Annotated in this window: 18 protein-coding genes; 8 read left to right on the forward strand and 10 right to left on the reverse strand. The window is 58.8% G+C overall.

Annotated elements, in window-relative coordinates:
• Positions 1-328: 328 nt before the first annotated feature.
• Together NW870_RS11475 and psaK are read right to left on the reverse strand one after the other, a co-directional pair.
• Entirely contained in the window at positions 329-466 is a 138-nt protein-coding gene (locus tag NW870_RS11475; protein ID WP_414332566.1) for a photosystem II reaction center protein K, read from the reverse strand.
• Positions 467-587: 121 nt separating this feature from the next.
• Positions 588-833, reverse strand: a complete 246-nt coding sequence (gene psaK, locus NW870_RS11480) for a photosystem I reaction center subunit PsaK (protein WP_011431775.1) — start codon at positions 831-833, stop codon at positions 588-590.
• Between the two features lie 358 nt (positions 834-1,191).
• Here psaK and NW870_RS11485 point away from each other — a divergent pair, with 358 nt between their 5' ends.
• From NW870_RS11485 to NW870_RS11495, 3 genes are all read left to right on the forward strand, one after another.
• Positions 1,192-2,163 (forward strand): fatty acid desaturase, encoded by a 972-nt coding sequence (locus NW870_RS11485; protein ID WP_011431774.1) that lies wholly within the window; start codon positions 1,192-1,194, stop codon positions 2,161-2,163.
• Position 2,164: 1 nt separating this feature from the next.
• Positions 2,165-3,046, forward strand: a complete 882-nt coding sequence (locus NW870_RS11490; RefSeq protein ID WP_414375385.1) for a hypothetical protein — start codon at positions 2,165-2,167, stop codon at positions 3,044-3,046.
• A gap of 70 nt (positions 3,047-3,116) precedes the next feature.
• Positions 3,117-3,986, forward strand: coding sequence for an SDH family Clp fold serine proteinase (locus NW870_RS11495; RefSeq protein WP_414350282.1), 870 nt, complete (start codon positions 3,117-3,119; stop codon positions 3,984-3,986).
• On the opposite strand, the gene NW870_RS11500 is transcribed toward NW870_RS11495, so the two are convergent.
• The gene (locus NW870_RS11500) at positions 3,978-4,670 is read right to left on the reverse strand and encodes a J domain-containing protein (RefSeq protein ID WP_414375371.1); all 693 of its coding nucleotides are present in this window, start codon (positions 4,668-4,670) and stop codon (positions 3,978-3,980) included. The two genes, NW870_RS11495 and NW870_RS11500, sit on opposite strands and share 9 nt — an antisense overlap.
• 84 nt (positions 4,671-4,754) lie before the next feature.
• On the opposite strand from NW870_RS11500, the gene NW870_RS11505 reads away from it, so the two are divergent.
• On the forward strand, positions 4,755-5,048 hold the full coding sequence (locus NW870_RS11505) for a DUF3082 domain-containing protein (RefSeq protein WP_414375373.1): 294 nt from the start codon (positions 4,755-4,757) through the stop codon (positions 5,046-5,048).
• A gap of 61 nt (positions 5,049-5,109) precedes the next feature.
• On the opposite strand, the gene sixA is transcribed toward NW870_RS11505, so the two are convergent.
• From sixA to murA, 3 genes are all read right to left on the reverse strand, one after another.
• Positions 5,110-5,721 (reverse strand): phosphohistidine phosphatase SixA, encoded by a 612-nt coding sequence (sixA, locus tag NW870_RS11510; RefSeq protein WP_414375375.1) that lies wholly within the window; start codon positions 5,719-5,721, stop codon positions 5,110-5,112.
• A gap of 137 nt (positions 5,722-5,858) precedes the next feature.
• Positions 5,859-7,994, reverse strand: coding sequence for a transglycosylase SLT domain-containing protein (locus NW870_RS11515; protein ID WP_414375377.1), 2,136 nt, complete (start codon positions 7,992-7,994; stop codon positions 5,859-5,861).
• 185 nt (positions 7,995-8,179) lie between these two features.
• Positions 8,180-9,496 (reverse strand): UDP-N-acetylglucosamine 1-carboxyvinyltransferase, encoded by a 1,317-nt coding sequence (gene murA / locus NW870_RS11520; protein WP_414375387.1) that lies wholly within the window; start codon positions 9,494-9,496, stop codon positions 8,180-8,182.
• Positions 9,497-9,841: 345 nt separating this feature from the next.
• Between murA and NW870_RS11525 the strand changes: the two genes are divergently transcribed.
• The 4 genes from NW870_RS11525 (at position 9,842) to NW870_RS11540 (ending at position 13,477) form a co-directional block, all read left to right on the forward strand.
• Positions 9,842-10,495 (forward strand): DUF3386 domain-containing protein, encoded by a 654-nt coding sequence (locus NW870_RS11525; RefSeq protein ID WP_011431766.1) that lies wholly within the window; start codon positions 9,842-9,844, stop codon positions 10,493-10,495.
• Positions 10,496-10,722: 227 nt separating this feature from the next.
• A complete protein-coding gene (locus NW870_RS11530) occupies positions 10,723-11,997 on the forward strand; it encodes a GNAT family N-acetyltransferase (protein WP_414350290.1) in 1,275 nt (424 codons plus the stop codon).
• Between the two features lie 48 nt (positions 11,998-12,045).
• A complete protein-coding gene (locus tag NW870_RS11535; protein WP_414357483.1) occupies positions 12,046-12,663 on the forward strand; it encodes an Npun_F5749 family FMN-dependent PPOX-type flavoprotein in 618 nt (205 codons plus the stop codon).
• A 340-nt stretch (positions 12,664-13,003) separates the two neighbouring features.
• Positions 13,004-13,477 carry a hypothetical protein gene (locus NW870_RS11540; RefSeq protein ID WP_414375379.1) on the forward strand — a complete coding sequence of 158 codons (474 nt, stop codon included), beginning with the start codon at positions 13,004-13,006 and terminating at the stop codon, positions 13,475-13,477.
• Between the two features lie 263 nt (positions 13,478-13,740).
• On the opposite strand, the gene folD is transcribed toward NW870_RS11540, so the two are convergent.
• The 4 genes from folD to NW870_RS11560 all read right to left on the reverse strand — a co-directional run.
• Positions 13,741-14,622: a bifunctional methylenetetrahydrofolate dehydrogenase/methenyltetrahydrofolate cyclohydrolase FolD gene (folD, locus tag NW870_RS11545; RefSeq protein ID WP_414375381.1), complete on the reverse strand. Its 882-nt coding sequence runs from the start codon at positions 14,620-14,622 to the stop codon at positions 13,741-13,743.
• Positions 14,623-14,714: 92 nt separating this feature from the next.
• Positions 14,715-14,951, reverse strand: coding sequence for an exodeoxyribonuclease VII small subunit (gene xseB, locus NW870_RS11550; protein ID WP_414350295.1), 237 nt, complete (start codon positions 14,949-14,951; stop codon positions 14,715-14,717).
• The gene (gene xseA / locus NW870_RS11555) at positions 14,932-16,188 is read right to left on the reverse strand and encodes an exodeoxyribonuclease VII large subunit (RefSeq protein ID WP_414350297.1); all 1,257 of its coding nucleotides are present in this window, start codon (positions 16,186-16,188) and stop codon (positions 14,932-14,934) included. The genes xseB and xseA overlap by 20 nt, the downstream gene beginning before the upstream one ends.
• 7 nt (positions 16,189-16,195) lie before the next feature.
• A partial coding sequence (locus NW870_RS11560; RefSeq protein ID WP_414375383.1) for a zinc ribbon domain-containing protein occupies positions 16,196-16,618 on the reverse strand: 423 nt, incomplete at its 5' end.

Here is a 16,618-nt window from a genome sequence, read left to right on the forward strand (position 1 = left end):
TCTAAAAAAACCAACTTCATCCTCTTTCCTCTATAAATTACTCTCTCTATCCTAACATAAGATCAACACGACCTAGTTCAGGGCAAGACACCTGAGCTACTGTTCGCGCTAGCGGGACGGAGTCCTTGAAAGGCCTTCTGGCACGGTGCATTTAACGTTTTAGGCGTGGGTGTAGTGTCCTAGTTTGAATCGAAATGACCATAAATGGGCAAAGCAAAGAGCCCCCAACTTAGGAGATAAGCTGGGGGAAGCCCTTTAGGTTTGCTTGAGTTTTCTCCAGACCACCCAGGCCTTTGAGACCTTTGCGACCTCAGTAAAAGCAATGGCTTTACTTAAAGCCCACTGCCGCTTGCCAGACAAAAGCCAGCAGGAAAAACAGAACAGGGATGATCGGCAAAATGTCGATCAGCGGGTCAAACAATTCATAGCCTTCCGGCAAACTGGCCAGGAGCACCATCGCTGACATAGCAACAAACCTCAGGGGAAAATGCGGCTGAAGAAACTGCTTCTTTCAGAATTAAAATAGAGCTTAACATCATCCAGCAGGGATCCGGACTAAGTTCAAGAAATGTAAAGGAAGTGGCGACCTAGAGAACGCCAATGTTAGAGAGGCCCAAAACGACCCCCACTCCTAACAAATGGCCAAAGCTGGCAACCCCGATGACTTCTGGCCAGGTCATTCCCAGTACCGGCCCGGTCTCTGAGGCCACTCCAGAAGAGGATTTGAAGCTCAAGTAAGCCAGCCCTGTGCAGAGCAGAATGATCACGGCGTTCAGGGGGGACCAGGGGCTGGTTTGAGCGGTCAGAGCCAACAGCGCAACAACAGGCATCATGGTTTCCATCCTCAGCTCAGGTTAACCGACCCTTAGATTACCCCTCCTGCTGGGATCCCCTCGCAATCTGCACATGAATTGCAACAAAACCTCACACTACGGCTTTTCTCTGGCTTCAGGGGCAGTTTGCCGTTGCCGGGATCCTGCAGGAATCCTCTAGGTAGGAGAAGAAGGTGCCCCCATGGCTGGGGTTGTGAGGAAAATAAGGCTTGGGCTGAGAAGCTGGGCAGGTCTCTGCCGTATACTAACGAAAGTTAACAAACTTATCTCTTCGATCTCTTTTCGGTGTGATGACTGGGACGCGCTGCCTCGACCCATCCTCTCTGTCTGCACTGTGCGCACCTAAGGATGGCTGCCGATGACTGTTGCTGCTACTGCTGAACCAGCCCAAAAACCTTTCGCATTGCCTCGTGAGCTGTTGGGGCCACCCTCGGAATTTTGGAATCCCACCTTGCTGATGTTTTTGGCTGCGGTGGTGCTTTCGGCCTCTTGCTTTGGCGGGTACGCCTTTTGGCACTGGCCCAAATGGATGGTGTTCTGGCTCAATTTTGTGGCCCTCTATGTTCTGGGCACGGTGATTCACGATGCTTCCCATGGCTCGGCCCACCGCAACCGCTTTCTGAACGAGGCACTCGGACACGGCTCTGCCCTGTTGCAGGGTTTTGTCTATCCCGTCTTTAAGCGGGTACACATGCAGCACCACGCCCACGTCAACCATCCTGAAGACGATCCCGATCACTATGTCTCAACGGGAGGGCCGCTGTGGCTGATCGCGCCGCGGTTTTTCTACCATGAGGTGTTTTTCTTTAAGCGGCAGCTCTGGCGGAAAGGTCGCTGGGATCTGCTGGAGTGGGGCTTGAGTCGGCTGGTGGTTATCCTGACCTTTGGTCTGGCCAGCTACTTCGGCTACACCGACTACATCATGAACTATTGGCTACCCCCTGCCTTTATCATGGGGTTCTTGCTGGGCTTGTTTTTTGACTACCTGCCCCATCGCCCTTTTCAATCCCAAGAGCGGTGGTACAATGCCCGCGTCTATCCCGGATGGCTGACCAACATTCTGCTGTTGGGGCAAAACTATCACCTGATCCACCATCTCTGGCCTTCTGTTCCCTGGTACAAATACCAAGCAGCCTACTGGGCAGCCAAACCTGAGCTGGACGCGCGCAACTGCCAGCAAACGCTGGGGATCTGGGAGAAGGGAGAGTTTTGGGGCTTTTTGTACGATGCTCTGATCGGTCTGCACTGGCACAAGCCCACTTCAGCTCACCCCGCTGCGCCAGCCAATCCAGAATCGGAGGGATCCCCTGCGGATCCACAGCTTGGCTAGCATGGTTTGGCCAACGCTGCAAGTCCCGCAGGTGCTGCTGTTTGTGGAAGCGGCCAGCCTGTTGCAGGACTCTAGCCAGGTTTTGTTGCAGGCCGGTCGGGCAACGGCAGATTTGCCGGAGTTGATCGCAGAAGCGCAGGCGCGGGCCGAAGCCCAGGTGCAGCTCCTTGGGATCCCCGCAGACTTGCGGGCACAGGTGCGAGGGATCCTCAGGTTGACCTCGCCCCAAGAGGTGCTGGCCTACTTGCAGGACTTGCTGGACAGGGGATCTGGCCCGGATTTGGAAGCCTTTTTGGAGCAGGCGGGATCCGCCTCTACAGTGCTGCGCTTCCCCCCCCTGTTGGTGGGGGCTGTGGCTCTGCAGGTGGTGCTGGAGCGGTTGGACTTTTCTCCAGAAGAGCGGGCTGTGGTGCAAGCCCAACGGGATCAATGGGAACAGGCCCTGGCGGAATTGGCCACTCACCACAGGGTTTCCCCAGAGCCGCTCCGGGCCACTGCCGAGACGGTGCTGCGGGCGGCTTCAGCAGAGGAGCTGCTGCAACTGGGTCAGGATCTTTTTCAAGATCTCCAAGATCTCGCTGTTGCTGATTCTAAGCCAGAAGCCGAGCCTCAGGTGGAATTGGCGGGGCCTCTGCTGTTCATGATGGTGGCGGATTACCTGCTGGCCCAAACGGAGTATCCGCTGACCCCGGAGCAGCGGCTGGACTTGCAAACCAATCGCGCCGAGGCAGAAACCCGCTACTTGGCCATGCAAAAGTTGGGCCGCATTGAAAACTTGGCGGAGCAACAGGCTTATATTCGATCTTGGATTGACCAAGCTTCCGTACCGGATTTGCTGCAGGCTTTGGATCGCTTTTTTGCGGCGTCTGAACCCAACTCATGAGGCTCAGGGATCGCCGAAGATTTTGGATCCCCTATGCTGGAGTCAAAGGGATCCCACTTGAGGTGCGAAAGTGGACTGGGGCAGCCTGTTCTGGATTTTCCTGATCTTCAGCTCTTTGCAACCTCTGCTGAACCGTCGTGCCCAAGAGTTCCGGCGCTTGATGGCCATTCGGGAGTTGGAGCAAAAGCGGGGCAGCCGGGTGATTCTGCTCATTCACCGCCAGGAGTCGATCAGTTTTTTGGGGATCCCGGTTTCCCGCTACATCAGCATCGAGGACTCCGAGCAGGTATTGCGGGCGATTCGCCTCACTCCACCCAATACCCCGATTGATTTGATTTTGCATACCCCCGGTGGCCTGGTGCTGGCTACGGAGCAAATTGCCCGCGCCTTGATCCGCCATCCGGCCAAAGTGACAGTGTTTGTGCCCCACTACGCCATGTCGGGGGGGACGATGCTGGCCCTGGCCGCCGACGAAATCGTCATGGATGCCAATGCAGTCCTGGGGCCGGTGGATCCACAGTTGGGGGGGTATGCTGCCGCCAGTATTCTGCAGGTGGTGGCGGATAAACCCATTGCCGAAATCGATGACCAAACCTTGATCCTGGCAGATCTGGCCCGCAAAGCGATGCAACAGGTACAGAACTTCGTGCGGGATCTCCTGAAGGACGATGTGCCCAAGCGCAAAATTGCCCCCGAACGCATCGAGCCCCTCATCCAGTACCTAACCAGTGGACAAGTTACCCACGACTACCCGATCACTGCCGAAGAAGCCCAAAGGTTGGGCCTGCCCATTTCTACTGAGTTGCCACCCCAAATCTATGCCCTGATGGACTTGTACCCACAGGCCACCATGGGCCGCCCTTCCGTGCAGTACATCCCTATCCCCTATGATCCTCGCCCCTCTCTGCCCAGGGGGGGATCCCGCTCTGGCTTAGGGTGAACTCTTGGCGTAAGCTTCCATGGCTTCCAGGCGCAGCCCTCTTGCCCGGCGAAACAGCTCTTGTCCGGTGTGCAGGTGGCGATCGTCGCAGTTCAGCGGGAAATACTGCAGCTCCTCTAGGGCATCTTCTAAGTGGTTGAGGGCGTAGTAGAGGCGAGAGGCCACTCCCCCCAGGCTGCTGGGATTGGGAAGGCGCCGAAAGATCTGCTGAGCTTGGGCCAGTTTCTGGCTACACTCTTCCAAATAGGTGGCGAAGGACTCCAACAGGTCGGGATCAAAGGGATCCGCCGCCAAAGCATTCAACTGAGGCTTTAGGGAAGACAACAAGGGCCCCAACACTCGGTTTAGAGGGGTGTAGACCTGTCGGATCCAGGCTGCACGGGCGATGGCTTCGTGGCTGACGGTTTCACGGGGGGATCCCGTCGGCTGGGGGCGGGGTGAGGTGCGGCTGGAGTGCAGTTGCCGATCGTATTCGCGGCGAGATTGGGGATCCTTGAGCACCGCGTAGGCAGCGTTGATCTGGCGGATGCGCTCAGCGGTGGCCCGATCTTTTTTGGCCAGCAGGCTATCGGGATGGTGATACTTGACCAAACGACGGTAGGCAGACTTGATCTCCTCCGCCGTCGCCGCCACGGAAACGCCCAAAACTTCGTAGTGGGATCCCACTCCCGATCCGCTCTCCATAACCCCTAGGCTTGCCGGAAAGAAAAGAAACTTCCACATTGTACCTGCAGCCTAGAATAAAGGTGAGTTTTCCGGTGCTGCCCCATGTCTTCCGCCTCGCCCCAGGGATCCCCCAACCCTTTCAGTGCCCTCTTGGGGGCCGCCATCGCCGTCAGTTTGGGCTACGGGTTCTTTCAACTGCTGCTCTCGATGTTGGCCAAGTTGCCGCCAATTGAGGTGGAGATTGGATCGTTGGCCCGCGGAATCAGCATTCTGGTGCGCTACCTGCTGGTCGGTTCCGTTTCCCTGATTGCCTTCATGTTTGCCATGGTGGGGTTGGGGCTGGCGGCCTATTGTGTGCAATTGCTGGGCGAGCGGCTGACCTCCTCTCGGCGCTGAACCTAGGGGCACAACCTCTGGCCGACTCGTTGGGCGTTTATCATGATGAGCCAGCTTCTTCTCAGCGCAGCACCACCTTGGGGGAGAGCAACAAAGTCAGGGATCCCTGGCGGTAGTCAATCCGGCCTTCGGCAAAGCGCACTTGGGCTAGGCCCGCTTTTTTGAGGGTGATCGCGTGGGCGTTGGCCGGGTTTAGACCAACAGCCGCTTGTACCCACAGGCTCAGATCCGGCTGGTGACCGACCAGAGCCAAAGACGCCAGAGGTTCCCGCTCTGCTTGCCAGCGCACCAGGTCAGCAAAACTGCCGCCCGGAGCCAGCGGTTCAAACACCTCCACAGCTTCGGCCAGGTTCTCGTCCAAAAAGATCTCAGCGGTCTGTCGAGCCCTCACCAAGGGACTGGTGAGCAGGAAATCCCACCTCCAGCCCATGTTCTTGAGCTGGCGGGCAACCTTGCGGCAACGCTTGCGACCTTCGTCTGTAAGGGCCCGAAAGGCATCCTCGACTTCTGGCCGGGGTTCCTCGGCTATGCCATGGCGAATAAAATCCACAGCCAGCTCCTGCCGGGCAGCTTGCTTTTCTGCCGCCCCCTGATAGTGCTCCGCACCGCTAACGCGATAGTGCTCCGCACCGCTAACGCAAACGCCCTCCTGTTGTTCAAACCCAGAGACCATAGAACCCCGTCCTGTCAGCGCGAACGGCACTGTCAAATCTTGACTGCCAAATCTTGGAATAACTGTAACTCTCCCAGAATACTGTGGGAAAAAAGCCCGCTCCCTCTACGGCAGCACTCCCGCGACAAAACCGGAAGTCATGAAGAAGACGAGGGGTTATGCAGTCGCTGGCTGACCAGAGTGCGCCCCTCCTGGGTGTAGAGCTGCCAGTAGTTCCAGTAGTTGCCAAACACGGACTTCACATAGCCCCGGGTTTCGGGGAAGGGGATCTGCTCCACAAACACGTCCGGATCCCCGAAGCCAAAGCGGTTCAGCCATCTGGCCACGTTGCCGGGGCCACCATTGTAGCTGGCCAGGGCCAGCAAGGTGTTGTCTTGGTAAGTGCGGTGGGTGTAGTCGAAGTACCAGGATCCCAGGTAGAGATTGTCGGCGGGGTTGGTGAGGCTGTACTGGGCCAGGCCGATCTGCTGGGCAATCCAGCGGCCAGTAGCGGGCATCACCTGCATCAAGCCCAAAGCCCCCGAGGCCGAGACGATCTCTGGCTCAAAGCGGGATTCCTGCCGGATCAAAGCCGCCACCATCAAGGGATTGAGGTTAAATTGCCGTGACCAGTGGGCCAAGCCGGGTTGGGCGTAGGGATCCCCGCTCCAGGAATTGTCTGGGCCGGCATAGTAGTGCAGCGGATAGATGGCCTGCCAGAAATCTTGGCGCTGCCTCAACGTCTCCAGCAGGGGATCCGGCTCTTCGCTGAAGCGCAAAGCAGCCACCTGGTTAATGCCCCGCAGGTGATCTCCGGCGCTGTTGCGCAAAATGCCCGTGACAAAGCGCTCGGCAACGCTCATCTGGCGGGGATCCCGCTGCACCGGAGTTTCGCCCTGCCAGCGTTCCCAGGCCAGTTGGCTGGCTCCCATCAAATGCAGGGTTTGCGTAACTGCAGAGACCCCTGGCAACGGTTGGCGCACCGGCTGAAAATCCACCTCAACCCTTTTGCGCCCGCTGTAGAAATCCCCCACCGGCCAGCCCAGTTGCACTGCCGACCGCCAGCCGTAGTAGGTGTGGGGAAACTGCCGCAGCACCTGCCGATAGGTTTGCCGAGCCGCAGCGACATCCCCCTGCTGTTCCCGCCATTTGCCCGCCCAGTAGAGCAGTTGTGCCCCCATTTCTGTATCCCGCTGAGCAGATCCGATCTGTTGGGCCAGGGCGATGGCTTGGCTGAGATTGCCTGCTTGTGCTTGGCTCCAGGCCACTGTCCAGGCGGCATTGGCTGCAGCTTCGCTGGCTGGAAAGCGATCCCAAAGGGCTTGCCGAGTAGCCTGGGCCGATTGGGGGCTGGCGTTGCGATCGTAAAGCTGGCTGAGGCTAAGCAACGCCTCTGGAGCTTCTTTATCTGAGCCGGCTCCCACCTGTCGAAGCAAGTCGATCGCCGTCGGCAGGTCGCTCAGTTCCGCCAAACGGCGGCGGGTGAGAGAAGCCTCTGGCCCATCGGGAAACTGTGCCAGCAGCGCTTGGTAAGCCGCTTTGGCCTGGGGAAACTCCCGCGAGATCTGGTGGCTGCGGCCCCAGCGGTAGAGGTTCTGAGAGGTGGCGGGGGCACGCCCATAGGCCCGGGCAGCTTTGCCGTACTCCCGTTGCTCCCAGTAGGCATCGGCGAGGATCTGCCAGTCGGAAGCCGTGAGGGATCCCTCCTGAGCCTGCCGCCAGCGATCCAGCAGCGGCGTTAGCCCAGGGGTTTGCGGGTGATGTTGGGCCAAATCTCGCAGCAGGTCATAGCGGTCGGGATCCAGCTCCAGCAAATGCTTGAGGGCACGTCCAGTCAGCGGGTGGGTGGGAAATTGCTGCCGCAGCCGATCCACCTGGCCCATCCCCCAGAGGGCGTAGGCAGCGACAGGGCTGTGGGGATATTCCTGCAAAATCTGGGGCCACCAGATCCCTTGGGCTGTTTCCTTGTCCTGCAACTGTTCATAGGCTTGGGCCCTGAGCTTCCAAATCTCTTCCCTCAAAACCGGCAGGCTCTCTTCCAGCCCTTGCAAATCCTTCAAGGCAGATTGCGCTTGGCCGGCTTGCAGCGCTGCGTAGGCCCGCAGAAAGGCCGTTGTGGAAGTTTGGGGCAGTTGCGCCGGATCCCTGTCTTCTCGTGCAGAGGCCACTTCTACGGTTTCTGCCCAGGATGAGGTGTAGAAGCCCCAGACAGCTCCACCCAGAGCCGCTCCTGCTGCCAGCACACCGGCAGCCCATCTTGTCCAGCGTCGTTGGCTGCTTGTCAGGATCCCCATGCTTTACCTCCCCACCACCTCTGACCTACGATACTCAACCTGACTGCGTTGAGTCACCAGACAACTCGATACTTGCGAAACGGCTGGAAAGCTCACCCAGCAAGCGGTCACCGAGCATTGGGGCCAGACGATAGGCAGGGAGAGATGCAACGATTTCTTCAAACTTCAAACGGCGGTGAAACGGCTCATTTCCCCAATTGCGCTGTCGGGCTTTCGCTGCGGTACACCTTGGCCCCGACACTGCGCAGCTTTTCATCAATGGCTTCGTAGCCCCGGTCGATGTAGTGCAATCCGTGGATTGTGGAGCAGCCTTCAGCCGCCAGACCGGCCAACACCAGGGCCGCACCCGCCCGCAGGTCGGCGGCCACCACCGGAGCGCCGGAAAGGGACGGCACCCCTCGGATCAGGGCCACTCGGTTCTTCAGGCGAATATCGGCTCCCATGCGATTCAGCTCGGGAATGTGGTGCATGCGGTTTTCAAACACCGTCTCCTCAATGGTGCAACTGCCCTCGCTCAAGGCGGCCAAGGCCATGATCGGCGCCTGCACATCGGTGGGGAAACCAGGATAGGGCAGCGTTTGAATATCGGTTGCCTGACAGAGCCAGCCTGAGCTCAGTTGAGCCGGGGCAATGCGCAGCCGGTTTGGGCCTTCCTCTTCCACCCGCAGCCCCATCGCTTGCAACTTGGCGATCACCGCCCGCAGATGATCGGGAATGACAGGGCCAACCGTGAGGTGAGAGCGGGTAATGGCCCCGGCAATGAGATAGGTGCTGGCCTCGATGCGGTCGGGAATGACCGTGTACTCTGTTCCATGCAAGCGGGGCACCCCTACCACCACAACCGTATTGGTGCCGATACCGCGAATGCGGGCCCCCATGGCTTGACAAAAGCGGGCCAGATCCGCCACCTCCGGCTCTTGGGCGGCGTTCTCGATCACCGTTTCTCCATCCGCCAGCGTAGCGGCCATCATCAAGGTCTCGGTGGCACCGACGCTGGGATAGTCCAGGTAAATTCGGGTTCCCAACAATTTACGGGCATAGGCATGAACCACCCCATGCTCGATTTGGACCGTTGCCCCCAAGGCTTGCAGACCCCGCACATGCAGATCCACGGGACGAGACCCAATCGCACAGCCACCGGGCAGGGGAACTCTGGCCACCCCCAGCCGCGCCAACAGAGGCCCTATGATGAAAAAGCTGGCCCGCAACTGGCTGACCAATTCATAAGGGGCTTGAGAGGTTTTGAGGGAGCTGGCATCCAGGTCCAGGGTATTGCCAACATGGGAAACCTTAACTCCCAGCGTGGCCAGGATCTGCCCCATGCGTTCAATGTCCAGCAGACGCGGCACGTTGTGAATTCGACAGGCCTCAGGAGCCAAGATGGCCCCGGCCATCAGCGCCAAGGCAGAGTTTTTTGCCCCGCCAATAGGGATGTGGCCACTCAGGGTCTGCTTGCCAATGATTTTCAGCACTGGCCCCATCATCTCTGGCGCGGTTGCCATGCCGGTCTGGGGCGGCGTCAGGCCAGGCTCTAGGGGATCCGCCCCGCTGACGCGATTGTCAAAACCTTTCAATCTCCCTCCTCACCCACAAAAAATAGGCGAACCCTTCTCAGAGAATACTCTGGGGATCACAGCAGCGGCTAAACTCGCAAGCCAAATTGGGTGTGAGGAAGAAGTTCCCATGGCTGTGCTTCTATCCTGCAGCAGCGGACAGGGGAGCGGCTAGGCCAGTTCACCAGATGCAGGCTCTCAGCGAAGGCAACTGGGGGGCAGCCCAACAGCAGGGGGCGGTATGATGGATGCTCAGGGGAAGTGCTTGCAAGGAAAACAGGAAGGAGACAGCCGATGATCGCCACTCAAGTCTCTGCCCAAGAGTTGTTTCGGGCCGCCTATGAAAACCGCTACACCTGGGATCCCGCTTTCCCGGGCTACAGCGCCGAGGTCACCTATTGGGATGGGGAGCGCACATTCGTTGGGCAGGTGCGAGTGGGAGCAGACCTAAAGGCCACTGTTACCGGCGTAGAGGATGAGGAAGCTCGAAAAGCCATTCACAACCAACTCTGGGAGATTGCCATTCACCGGGTGCGCCGCAGCTTCGACGAGACCCATGGGAACAATACCTTCCGCTATGGCCAAACCCTGCCCGATGGCACAGTGGAGATCCTGGTGGGGGGCAAAGCAGAAGGGGATCGCTACCACGTGCGCGATAACCAGGTTACTATGGTGCACCGGCATATCCACGGAGTGGTGGTTACCATCCACACCTTCAGCAGCCACGATACCGGCGAAGGCTATCTTTCCCACCGCTACGATTCCGTCTATCACGATCCCCAAACGGGCGAGCAAAAAGGCGGGCGCAGCCAATTCGAGGATCTGTACACAAAAGTGGGCAAGTATTACATCCTCTCGGAGCGGCGTATCCAGACGGAGACGGAAACCGGCCCTGTGGAGAAGCGCTTCACCTTCAGCAACTTGACCTTGCTGGACACTGGGGCGTGAGCGACCCGGCATTGCTCTCTGCGGGGTAGGGGGCCAGCTCTCCCGTTCGTCACTGTTGGGCAGCTACCGGGAGGCTGAGTTCACGCCCTTCTTGGCGGCCAAGCCTTTCTCGATAACGGGAAAGCCGATTTGTAGGCTTTCAAGCTTTGTTGCAGAACGATCCTCCCGGTTAGAAAAAGCAAGAGAGCCTGAGCTATGCTTTGAATATTCTCCCGCCTGCGATTGGCATGGACAACACCACAGCAAGACCCGACCCGGATGCCGAAGCCCCCATTGGTGCCCCTGAACTGATCATTCGCCCCGCCCAACTGGGGGATCTGGAGGCTGTGGAAGAGATTTTGGCGCAAGCCTTTGATGAAGAGTACAGCAGCCGCTCGGTGGATATTCGTCGCCAAGTGCGGCGGTTGCGCCAGTGGTATGGGCCCCTGAAAACCCTGACCCTGTTTCCCAATCGCTTCCAGCACATGTTTACAGTGCATGTGGCGGAGCTGAAGGGCAAGATTCAGGGGGTGATTCAGGTTTCCCCCTTCAACCATTCCCGCAGCACCTGGCGGGTCGATCATATCGCAGTGGCGCCCTCTGCCCAGCGACAGGGGGTGGGATCCCGGCTGCTCAAGCACTGCATGGAGCACTTTCGGGAAGCTCGCACCTGGATCCTGGAGGTGAACATCCACAACAAGGGGGCAATGGCGCTCTACCGGCGCAACGGCTTCCAACCCTTGGCTCAGATCACCTACTGGTCGATTCCAGCCGATATTCTGGCAGCTCTCAGCCAGCACGAGCCCAAATTGCCCAACCTGGTGCCGGTGACCAACCGGGATGCCTATGCCATCTACCAACTGGATACGGGATCCATGCCGGCCACTGTGCGCCAGGTGTACGACCGTGAGGTGAACGATTTTCGCACTAGCCCACTGGATTGGCTTTTGGAGCAGGCCAAATGCGCCATTAGCCAGACGGAGCGGGTGGAAGTGTGTGTTTACGAGCCCGAACGCAAAACCGCCATCGGCTACTTCAACTTGAAGTTGGATCGCACCGGGCAGCAACCTCATGTGGCCAAGCTTACGGTTCACCCTGCCTACACTTGGCTTTACCCCGAACTCATGGCCAAGATGGCCCAGCTTACTCAGGCTCATCCGCCGCAATCTCTGGCCTTGGCCTCCACCGATTACCAGCCGGAACGGGAGGAGTTCTTGCTGAAGCTGGGAGCCCAGGATGTAGAGCGGACGTTGCTGATGTCGCGTTCGGTGTGGCACAAAATCCGCGAAAGCCGCTTCTTTAGCTGGGATAGCGCCTATCTCAACGCGGTGTTGCGGGGATTGCAGGTGAAGCAGCCGGTGCCGGAGCGGTTTGAGGGGCCACCGGAAGGCTGGCTGGAGCACCACTTTCATCCCATCAGCCCAACTGAGCCGGATCCCAGCTCTGGTCGCGTCGGCGGTGCGGAGTCCTCACCAAGGCACTCCAGAGACTCCCAATCTGAGACTTCTCCACCCCCTAGCTAAGGGAGAGAGAGCCCCAATCCTGGCTTGCTTGCACCTTGCGAAAAACGGATGAAAGACCCGAAGGGCAATTCTACTGCGGATCCCTCTTGGCGGGCGCTGATTCAGGCGGCACTGCACCGGAACCGTAGCGATCCCGGTGTGCGGTATTTGCAATTGGCCACGGTGGATCCCCAGGGGCATCCGCGCAACCGCACGGTCGTTTTCCGGGGGTTTTTGGGCGATACCGACCGCATTCAATTGGCGGTGGATAGTCGCAGCGAGAAGATCCGACAAATTGCCCACTGCCCCCAAGCCCAGATCTGCTGGTATTTCTGCAAAACCCGCGAGCAATTCCGCATCGCTGGCACCCTTGAGGCCATCGCCGCCGATCATCCGGATCCCCAGGCCCAGCGCCAGCGGCAGCAGTTGTGGCAACAAATATCGGAAAAAGGACGGCTCCTCTGGTTTTGGCCGGAACCTAAGGGGCTGCTTGCCCCGCCAGAGGCTTTTATCCAGGAGTTGCCGAAAGAGAAAGATCTGCTGCCTCCGCAGACCTTTGTGGCTTTACTGCTGGAGCCAACGGAGGTGGATCACCTACAGCTTAAGGGGGATCAGATCTATCCCCAATTGCGGACGGTGTACGAGCGCACTTCCAAAGGGTGGCAGCGTCGGGCTGTGAATCCCTAAAAGGGATCCAAACTTGCTTAGCTTGGTCTGGAGTGGGGGATCCCTTATTCCTTGTTCCTCCAAAGCACAGGGAATAGAGGAATGGACGTGTTAACGTAGCTGAACGATCGTGTTCTGCACGGTGGGGGCGTTATCCTCTGATGGAACTCTGTACGCGTATGGCTGGTCTATCAGGGGTAGGGCAGCAGTTGATGCCTTTTGTCTAACTCGACACGTATCACTTTGGCTTGCAGTGGTCTCGATGTGCGTCTTGATCTGCTCATTCGCTCAGGCTGTTGCCTCTTTTTTCGCCGGCGGCCCATTGCTGAACAGAGCTTTGAGGGGCAAGGGATCCCTAGTGTTGTCTGTCGCTTTGGTTGGGGTAGGGGTTCTTGTGCAGGGATTGAGAGCACAAACTCTGGAGAAACCGATGCTGGAAGCCTTGGAAGATTCTGTTGAGGAGAATGTTATCCCTGTTCTGCCCTCAGAACCTGCCTTGCCCCCCCAGGCTGTCCCCACCTCCGCCCGTACGGGACCCTTTCGGGTCGGCAATCGCACGCCCCATCCGGTTCGGCTGGTGATCTTGATGCGCAGCGGCGAACGGATGATCAATCCGGAAACGGCCCACTGGGACTTTGCCCCTGGAGAAGGGGGCAGCGAAGGATTGCTGCTGAGCTTGGGAGAAGAACCGCTGCAAATCGGCCCCGGAGACATTGTGGTGGCTTTCGCCTTGGATGGAACCCGCCGCTATTGGGGGCCCAATGTGGTGGGAGAGTCTCTGGCCCCGTTTTGGGATGGGGAGAGCGGCTCCTGGTCGATGATCTTGCAGCCTTAGGGTGCTCCGCGCGCAGCTTGGACATTTGCAGCGGTCACCTCAAACTCCTCTGGGGCAACTTCTCCATTCCTCACTCTTCTGGGCCAAAGGGGGAGGATCCAAGCAACAGAACATTTTGAGAACAGTCTCCAGACCATAGTCATTTCAAGCTAGATTGAGACACTCCCCAAGCGCTCTGTGCCGCTGCCGCGACCAACCCCAGCTCTTCTCCCAGAGAGAGAGGGAAGTTAGGGAACAATGCAACAGAAATGTTTCATTCCTGTTTAATAATGACTACACAAGTGGCTGCGCAGTTTATAGCTCTGTAGGGTGTTGGCCAGCAGCATCGTTACCGTCATCGGCCCTACGCCTCCCGGTACGGGCGTGATGGCAGCGGCCAACTCTTTGACCGCTTCATAGTCCACATCTCCCACCAATTGCTCGGCTCCGGCAGGGGTCTCGATGCGGTTGATGCCAACGTCGATGACCACCGCGCCGGGTTTCACCATGTCTGCCCTCAATAGGCGGGGGCGGCCCACGGCCATCACCACAATGTCGGCGGCGCGGGTCACTTCTGCCAAGTCGGGGGTGCGGGAGTGGGCTAGGGTGACCGTCGCATCGGCGGCCAACAACATCAAGCTCAAGGGCTTGCCCACCAAGATGCTGCGACCGACCACCACTGCCTTTCGGCCTGCAATCGGGATCCCTTCTGCCTGCAACAGGCGCATCACGCCCAAAGGGGTACAACTGCGTAGGCCGGGCTCGCCGCGCAACAGCCGGCCCAGGTTGAGGGGATGGAGTCCATCCACATCTTTGTCGGGATTGATGGCCAGAAGGGGGGGGATGGGATCCCAGTCGGGGGGCAGGGGCAGTTGGACGAGGATGCCATCCACCCGCTCGTCCTGATTGAGTTGGTCGATGGTGTCGAGCAAATGGGCAGGGGAGTCTTGGGCGGAAAAATGTCGGCCAAAAGAAGCAATGCCCAACCGCTCACAGGCCCGCTCTTTGCCACGCACGTAAGCCGCACTGGCGGGATCCTCTCCAACCCGCAGCACTGCCAATCCCGGTGGCCGCCCCACCTGGGGTATCCAAGCTTGCACTTGGGCGGCCATCTCCGCTTGCAAGCGGGCGGCTAAGGCTTTGCCATCGAGGATCTTTGCGGGCATGGGGGCGCAAGGATAAAGACAACCATCCAACGACCATCCATAGTGAAGCAGAATGGCGACAGCAGTGCAGGGGGAATGATCGGGTGGGATCCCTAGAACGCTTGAGAGTCTTCTTCCTCTTGGCCCAATTGCTCGATGATGATCTCCACCTGCTGCCGCTTTTGCTCCAGGAAGTCCGCGCAGGTTTTCAGGGTTCGGGCGGCCTGTTGAAAGCGCTCCACCACCTCGGCCAGATCCAGCTCCCCCGATTCAATCTGGGCAATCAAAGTTTCCACTTCGGCAATGGCTGCTTCATAGCGCCACGGCTCCTCACGTTTGCGGCGGCTCATGGCTCTCCTCTACTCGTACCCATAGGCTTCCCGAGGCCAGTTGTATCATCAGGCGGGTTTGGGGAGGCAGGCGATGGGTGCGGATCAGGGATCCCTCTTCATCTCGCACCAAGGCATAGCCCCGTTTCAGAATGGCTTCGGGATCGAGCGCTTGGAGGCGATCTTGCAGGGCCTGTTGGTGCTGTTGGCGTTGCTGGAAGCGATGGCGCACGGCTTGGAGCAGGCGATGTTGGTGTTGGGTCAAGCGATCCTGAGCCTGTTGCAACAGCCGCTCTGGATGCACGTAAGCCAGGTGGTGTTGGGCCTGCTGCAAACGCTGCTGGGCTTTTTCCAAAGCTTGGCGAGTGCGTTCGATCAACTTCTGGCGCAACTGGGATCCCTGACGCTGCAATTCCCCCAGATCCGGCACGATCCGCTCGGCAGCTGCCGTTGGGGTATGGGCGGCGTAGTCGGCAGCGTAGTCAGCCAGGGTTTCATCCCGCTGGTGGCCAATCCCGGTGACCACCGGGATCCGACATTCGGCAATGGCTCGCACCACCCGCTCATCGTTAAAACAGGCCAAATCTTCGCTGGCTCCACCGCCCCGCGCCAAAAGAAGCACTTCCGCCCGCCCATCCTGTTCCACCCGGCGAATGGCCCGCACAATTGATTCCGGGGCCGCCTCCCCTTGCACTTGAGCTGGGGAGAACAGCACCCGTAGCCCGGGGTAGCGCTGGTTGAGGGTGCGCCGAATATCTCCCCAGCCGGCAGCGTGGGGGGAACTGACGACGGCAATGCACTGGGGATGAACAGGCAGAGGTCGTTGGTTATCGAACAAGCCCTCAGCACTGAGGCGGGCCTTGAGCTGTTGAAATCGCAACGCCAACAGCCCTTCCCCGGCAGGCAGCAATTGCCAGATGACGAGGCGATAATGGCTGCCGCCGCTATAGATGCCAAGTTGCCCAAGGGCAAGCACCTGTTGCCCCACTTCCGGCCAGAAGCTGAGCCTGGAAGTTTGGCCCTGCCAGACCACCCCCTTGAGAACGTCACCGGTTTCCGGATCGACTAGGGTCAAGAACAGGTGGCCATTGCGGTTGCGCTGGCAACTGGAGACTTCCCCGCTCACCCACAGCCTGACCAAGTAGGGATCCCCGGCCAGCAGCGATTTCAAATAACGGGACACTCCCCCCACCGAGAGCAGGGGAGCTTCATCCGTGAGCAAAAACTCCATCCCACTGCTGCGGGCGGCTAAAGTCACTTGTAAACTACCCGACCCTGACTACTTCGCAGTACAGGGCGGGCTTTCGGTAGCCCTGCAGTTGGCAAGCCAACCACGGACCTCTAGGCTGGTTTACGGCAGCCCCAAGTTTAGCAATCATGTTGGCTCCATTCCAGTCCGCATCCCCTTCCCATCCACAGTGCCCACACTTAAACTGCTTCCCATTGCGGTAGGATTGCGCAGGGTCGGGATGGATATGCAAACACCGGTGGCAGGTCTGCGACGTGTAGGCAGGCGGAACCAGCACCACAGGTACTCCGGCGATGGCAGCCTTGTAGACCACAAACATCCTAAGCTGGTAGAACGCCCAGTTATTGGTTCTGCGGCGCTCAGCTTTGCTGCGTGGCTGTTGATTGACCCTTTCCCGGATCCCTGTCAGGTCTTCCAGGGCAATAGCGCTGTTTGTGGT

The organism is Synechococcus sp. R50.1 (genome assembly GCF_047462115.1).
GTDB lineage: Bacteria > Cyanobacteriota > Cyanobacteriia > Thermostichales > Thermostichaceae > Thermostichus.

Coding starts and splice junctions, on each gene's coding strand:
- NW870_RS11530 (WP_414350290.1), top strand. CDS start 10,723: ATGGACAACACCACAGCAAGACCCGACCCGGATGCCGAAGCCCCCATT.
- folD (WP_414375381.1), bottom strand. CDS start 14,622: ATGCCCGCAAAGATCCTCGATGGCAAAGCCTTAGCCGCCCGCTTGCAA.
- NW870_RS11535 (WP_414357483.1), top strand. CDS start 12,046: ATGAAAGACCCGAAGGGCAATTCTACTGCGGATCCCTCTTGGCGGGCG.
- NW870_RS11505 (WP_414375373.1), top strand. CDS start 4,755: ATGTCTTCCGCCTCGCCCCAGGGATCCCCCAACCCTTTCAGTGCCCTC.
- xseB (WP_414350295.1), bottom strand. CDS start 14,951: ATGAGCCGCCGCAAACGTGAGGAGCCGTGGCGCTATGAAGCAGCCATT.
- murA (WP_414375387.1), bottom strand. CDS start 9,496: ATGGCAACCGCGCCAGAGATGATGGGGCCAGTGCTGAAAATCATTGGC.
- NW870_RS11490 (WP_414375385.1), top strand. CDS start 2,165: ATGGTTTGGCCAACGCTGCAAGTCCCGCAGGTGCTGCTGTTTGTGGAA.
- NW870_RS11525 (WP_011431766.1), top strand. CDS start 9,842: ATGATCGCCACTCAAGTCTCTGCCCAAGAGTTGTTTCGGGCCGCCTAT.
- NW870_RS11515 (WP_414375377.1), bottom strand. CDS start 7,994: ATGGGGATCCTGACAAGCAGCCAACGACGCTGGACAAGATGGGCTGCC.
- NW870_RS11500 (WP_414375371.1), bottom strand. CDS start 4,670: ATGGAGAGCGGATCGGGAGTGGGATCCCACTACGAAGTTTTGGGCGTT.
- NW870_RS11485 (WP_011431774.1), top strand. CDS start 1,192: ATGACTGTTGCTGCTACTGCTGAACCAGCCCAAAAACCTTTCGCATTG.
- sixA (WP_414375375.1), bottom strand. CDS start 5,721: ATGGTCTCTGGGTTTGAACAACAGGAGGGCGTTTGCGTTAGCGGTGCG.
- NW870_RS11475 (WP_414332566.1), bottom strand. CDS start 466: ATGTCAGCGATGGTGCTCCTGGCCAGTTTGCCGGAAGGCTATGAATTG.
- psaK (WP_011431775.1), bottom strand. CDS start 833: ATGATGCCTGTTGTTGCGCTGTTGGCTCTGACCGCTCAAACCAGCCCC.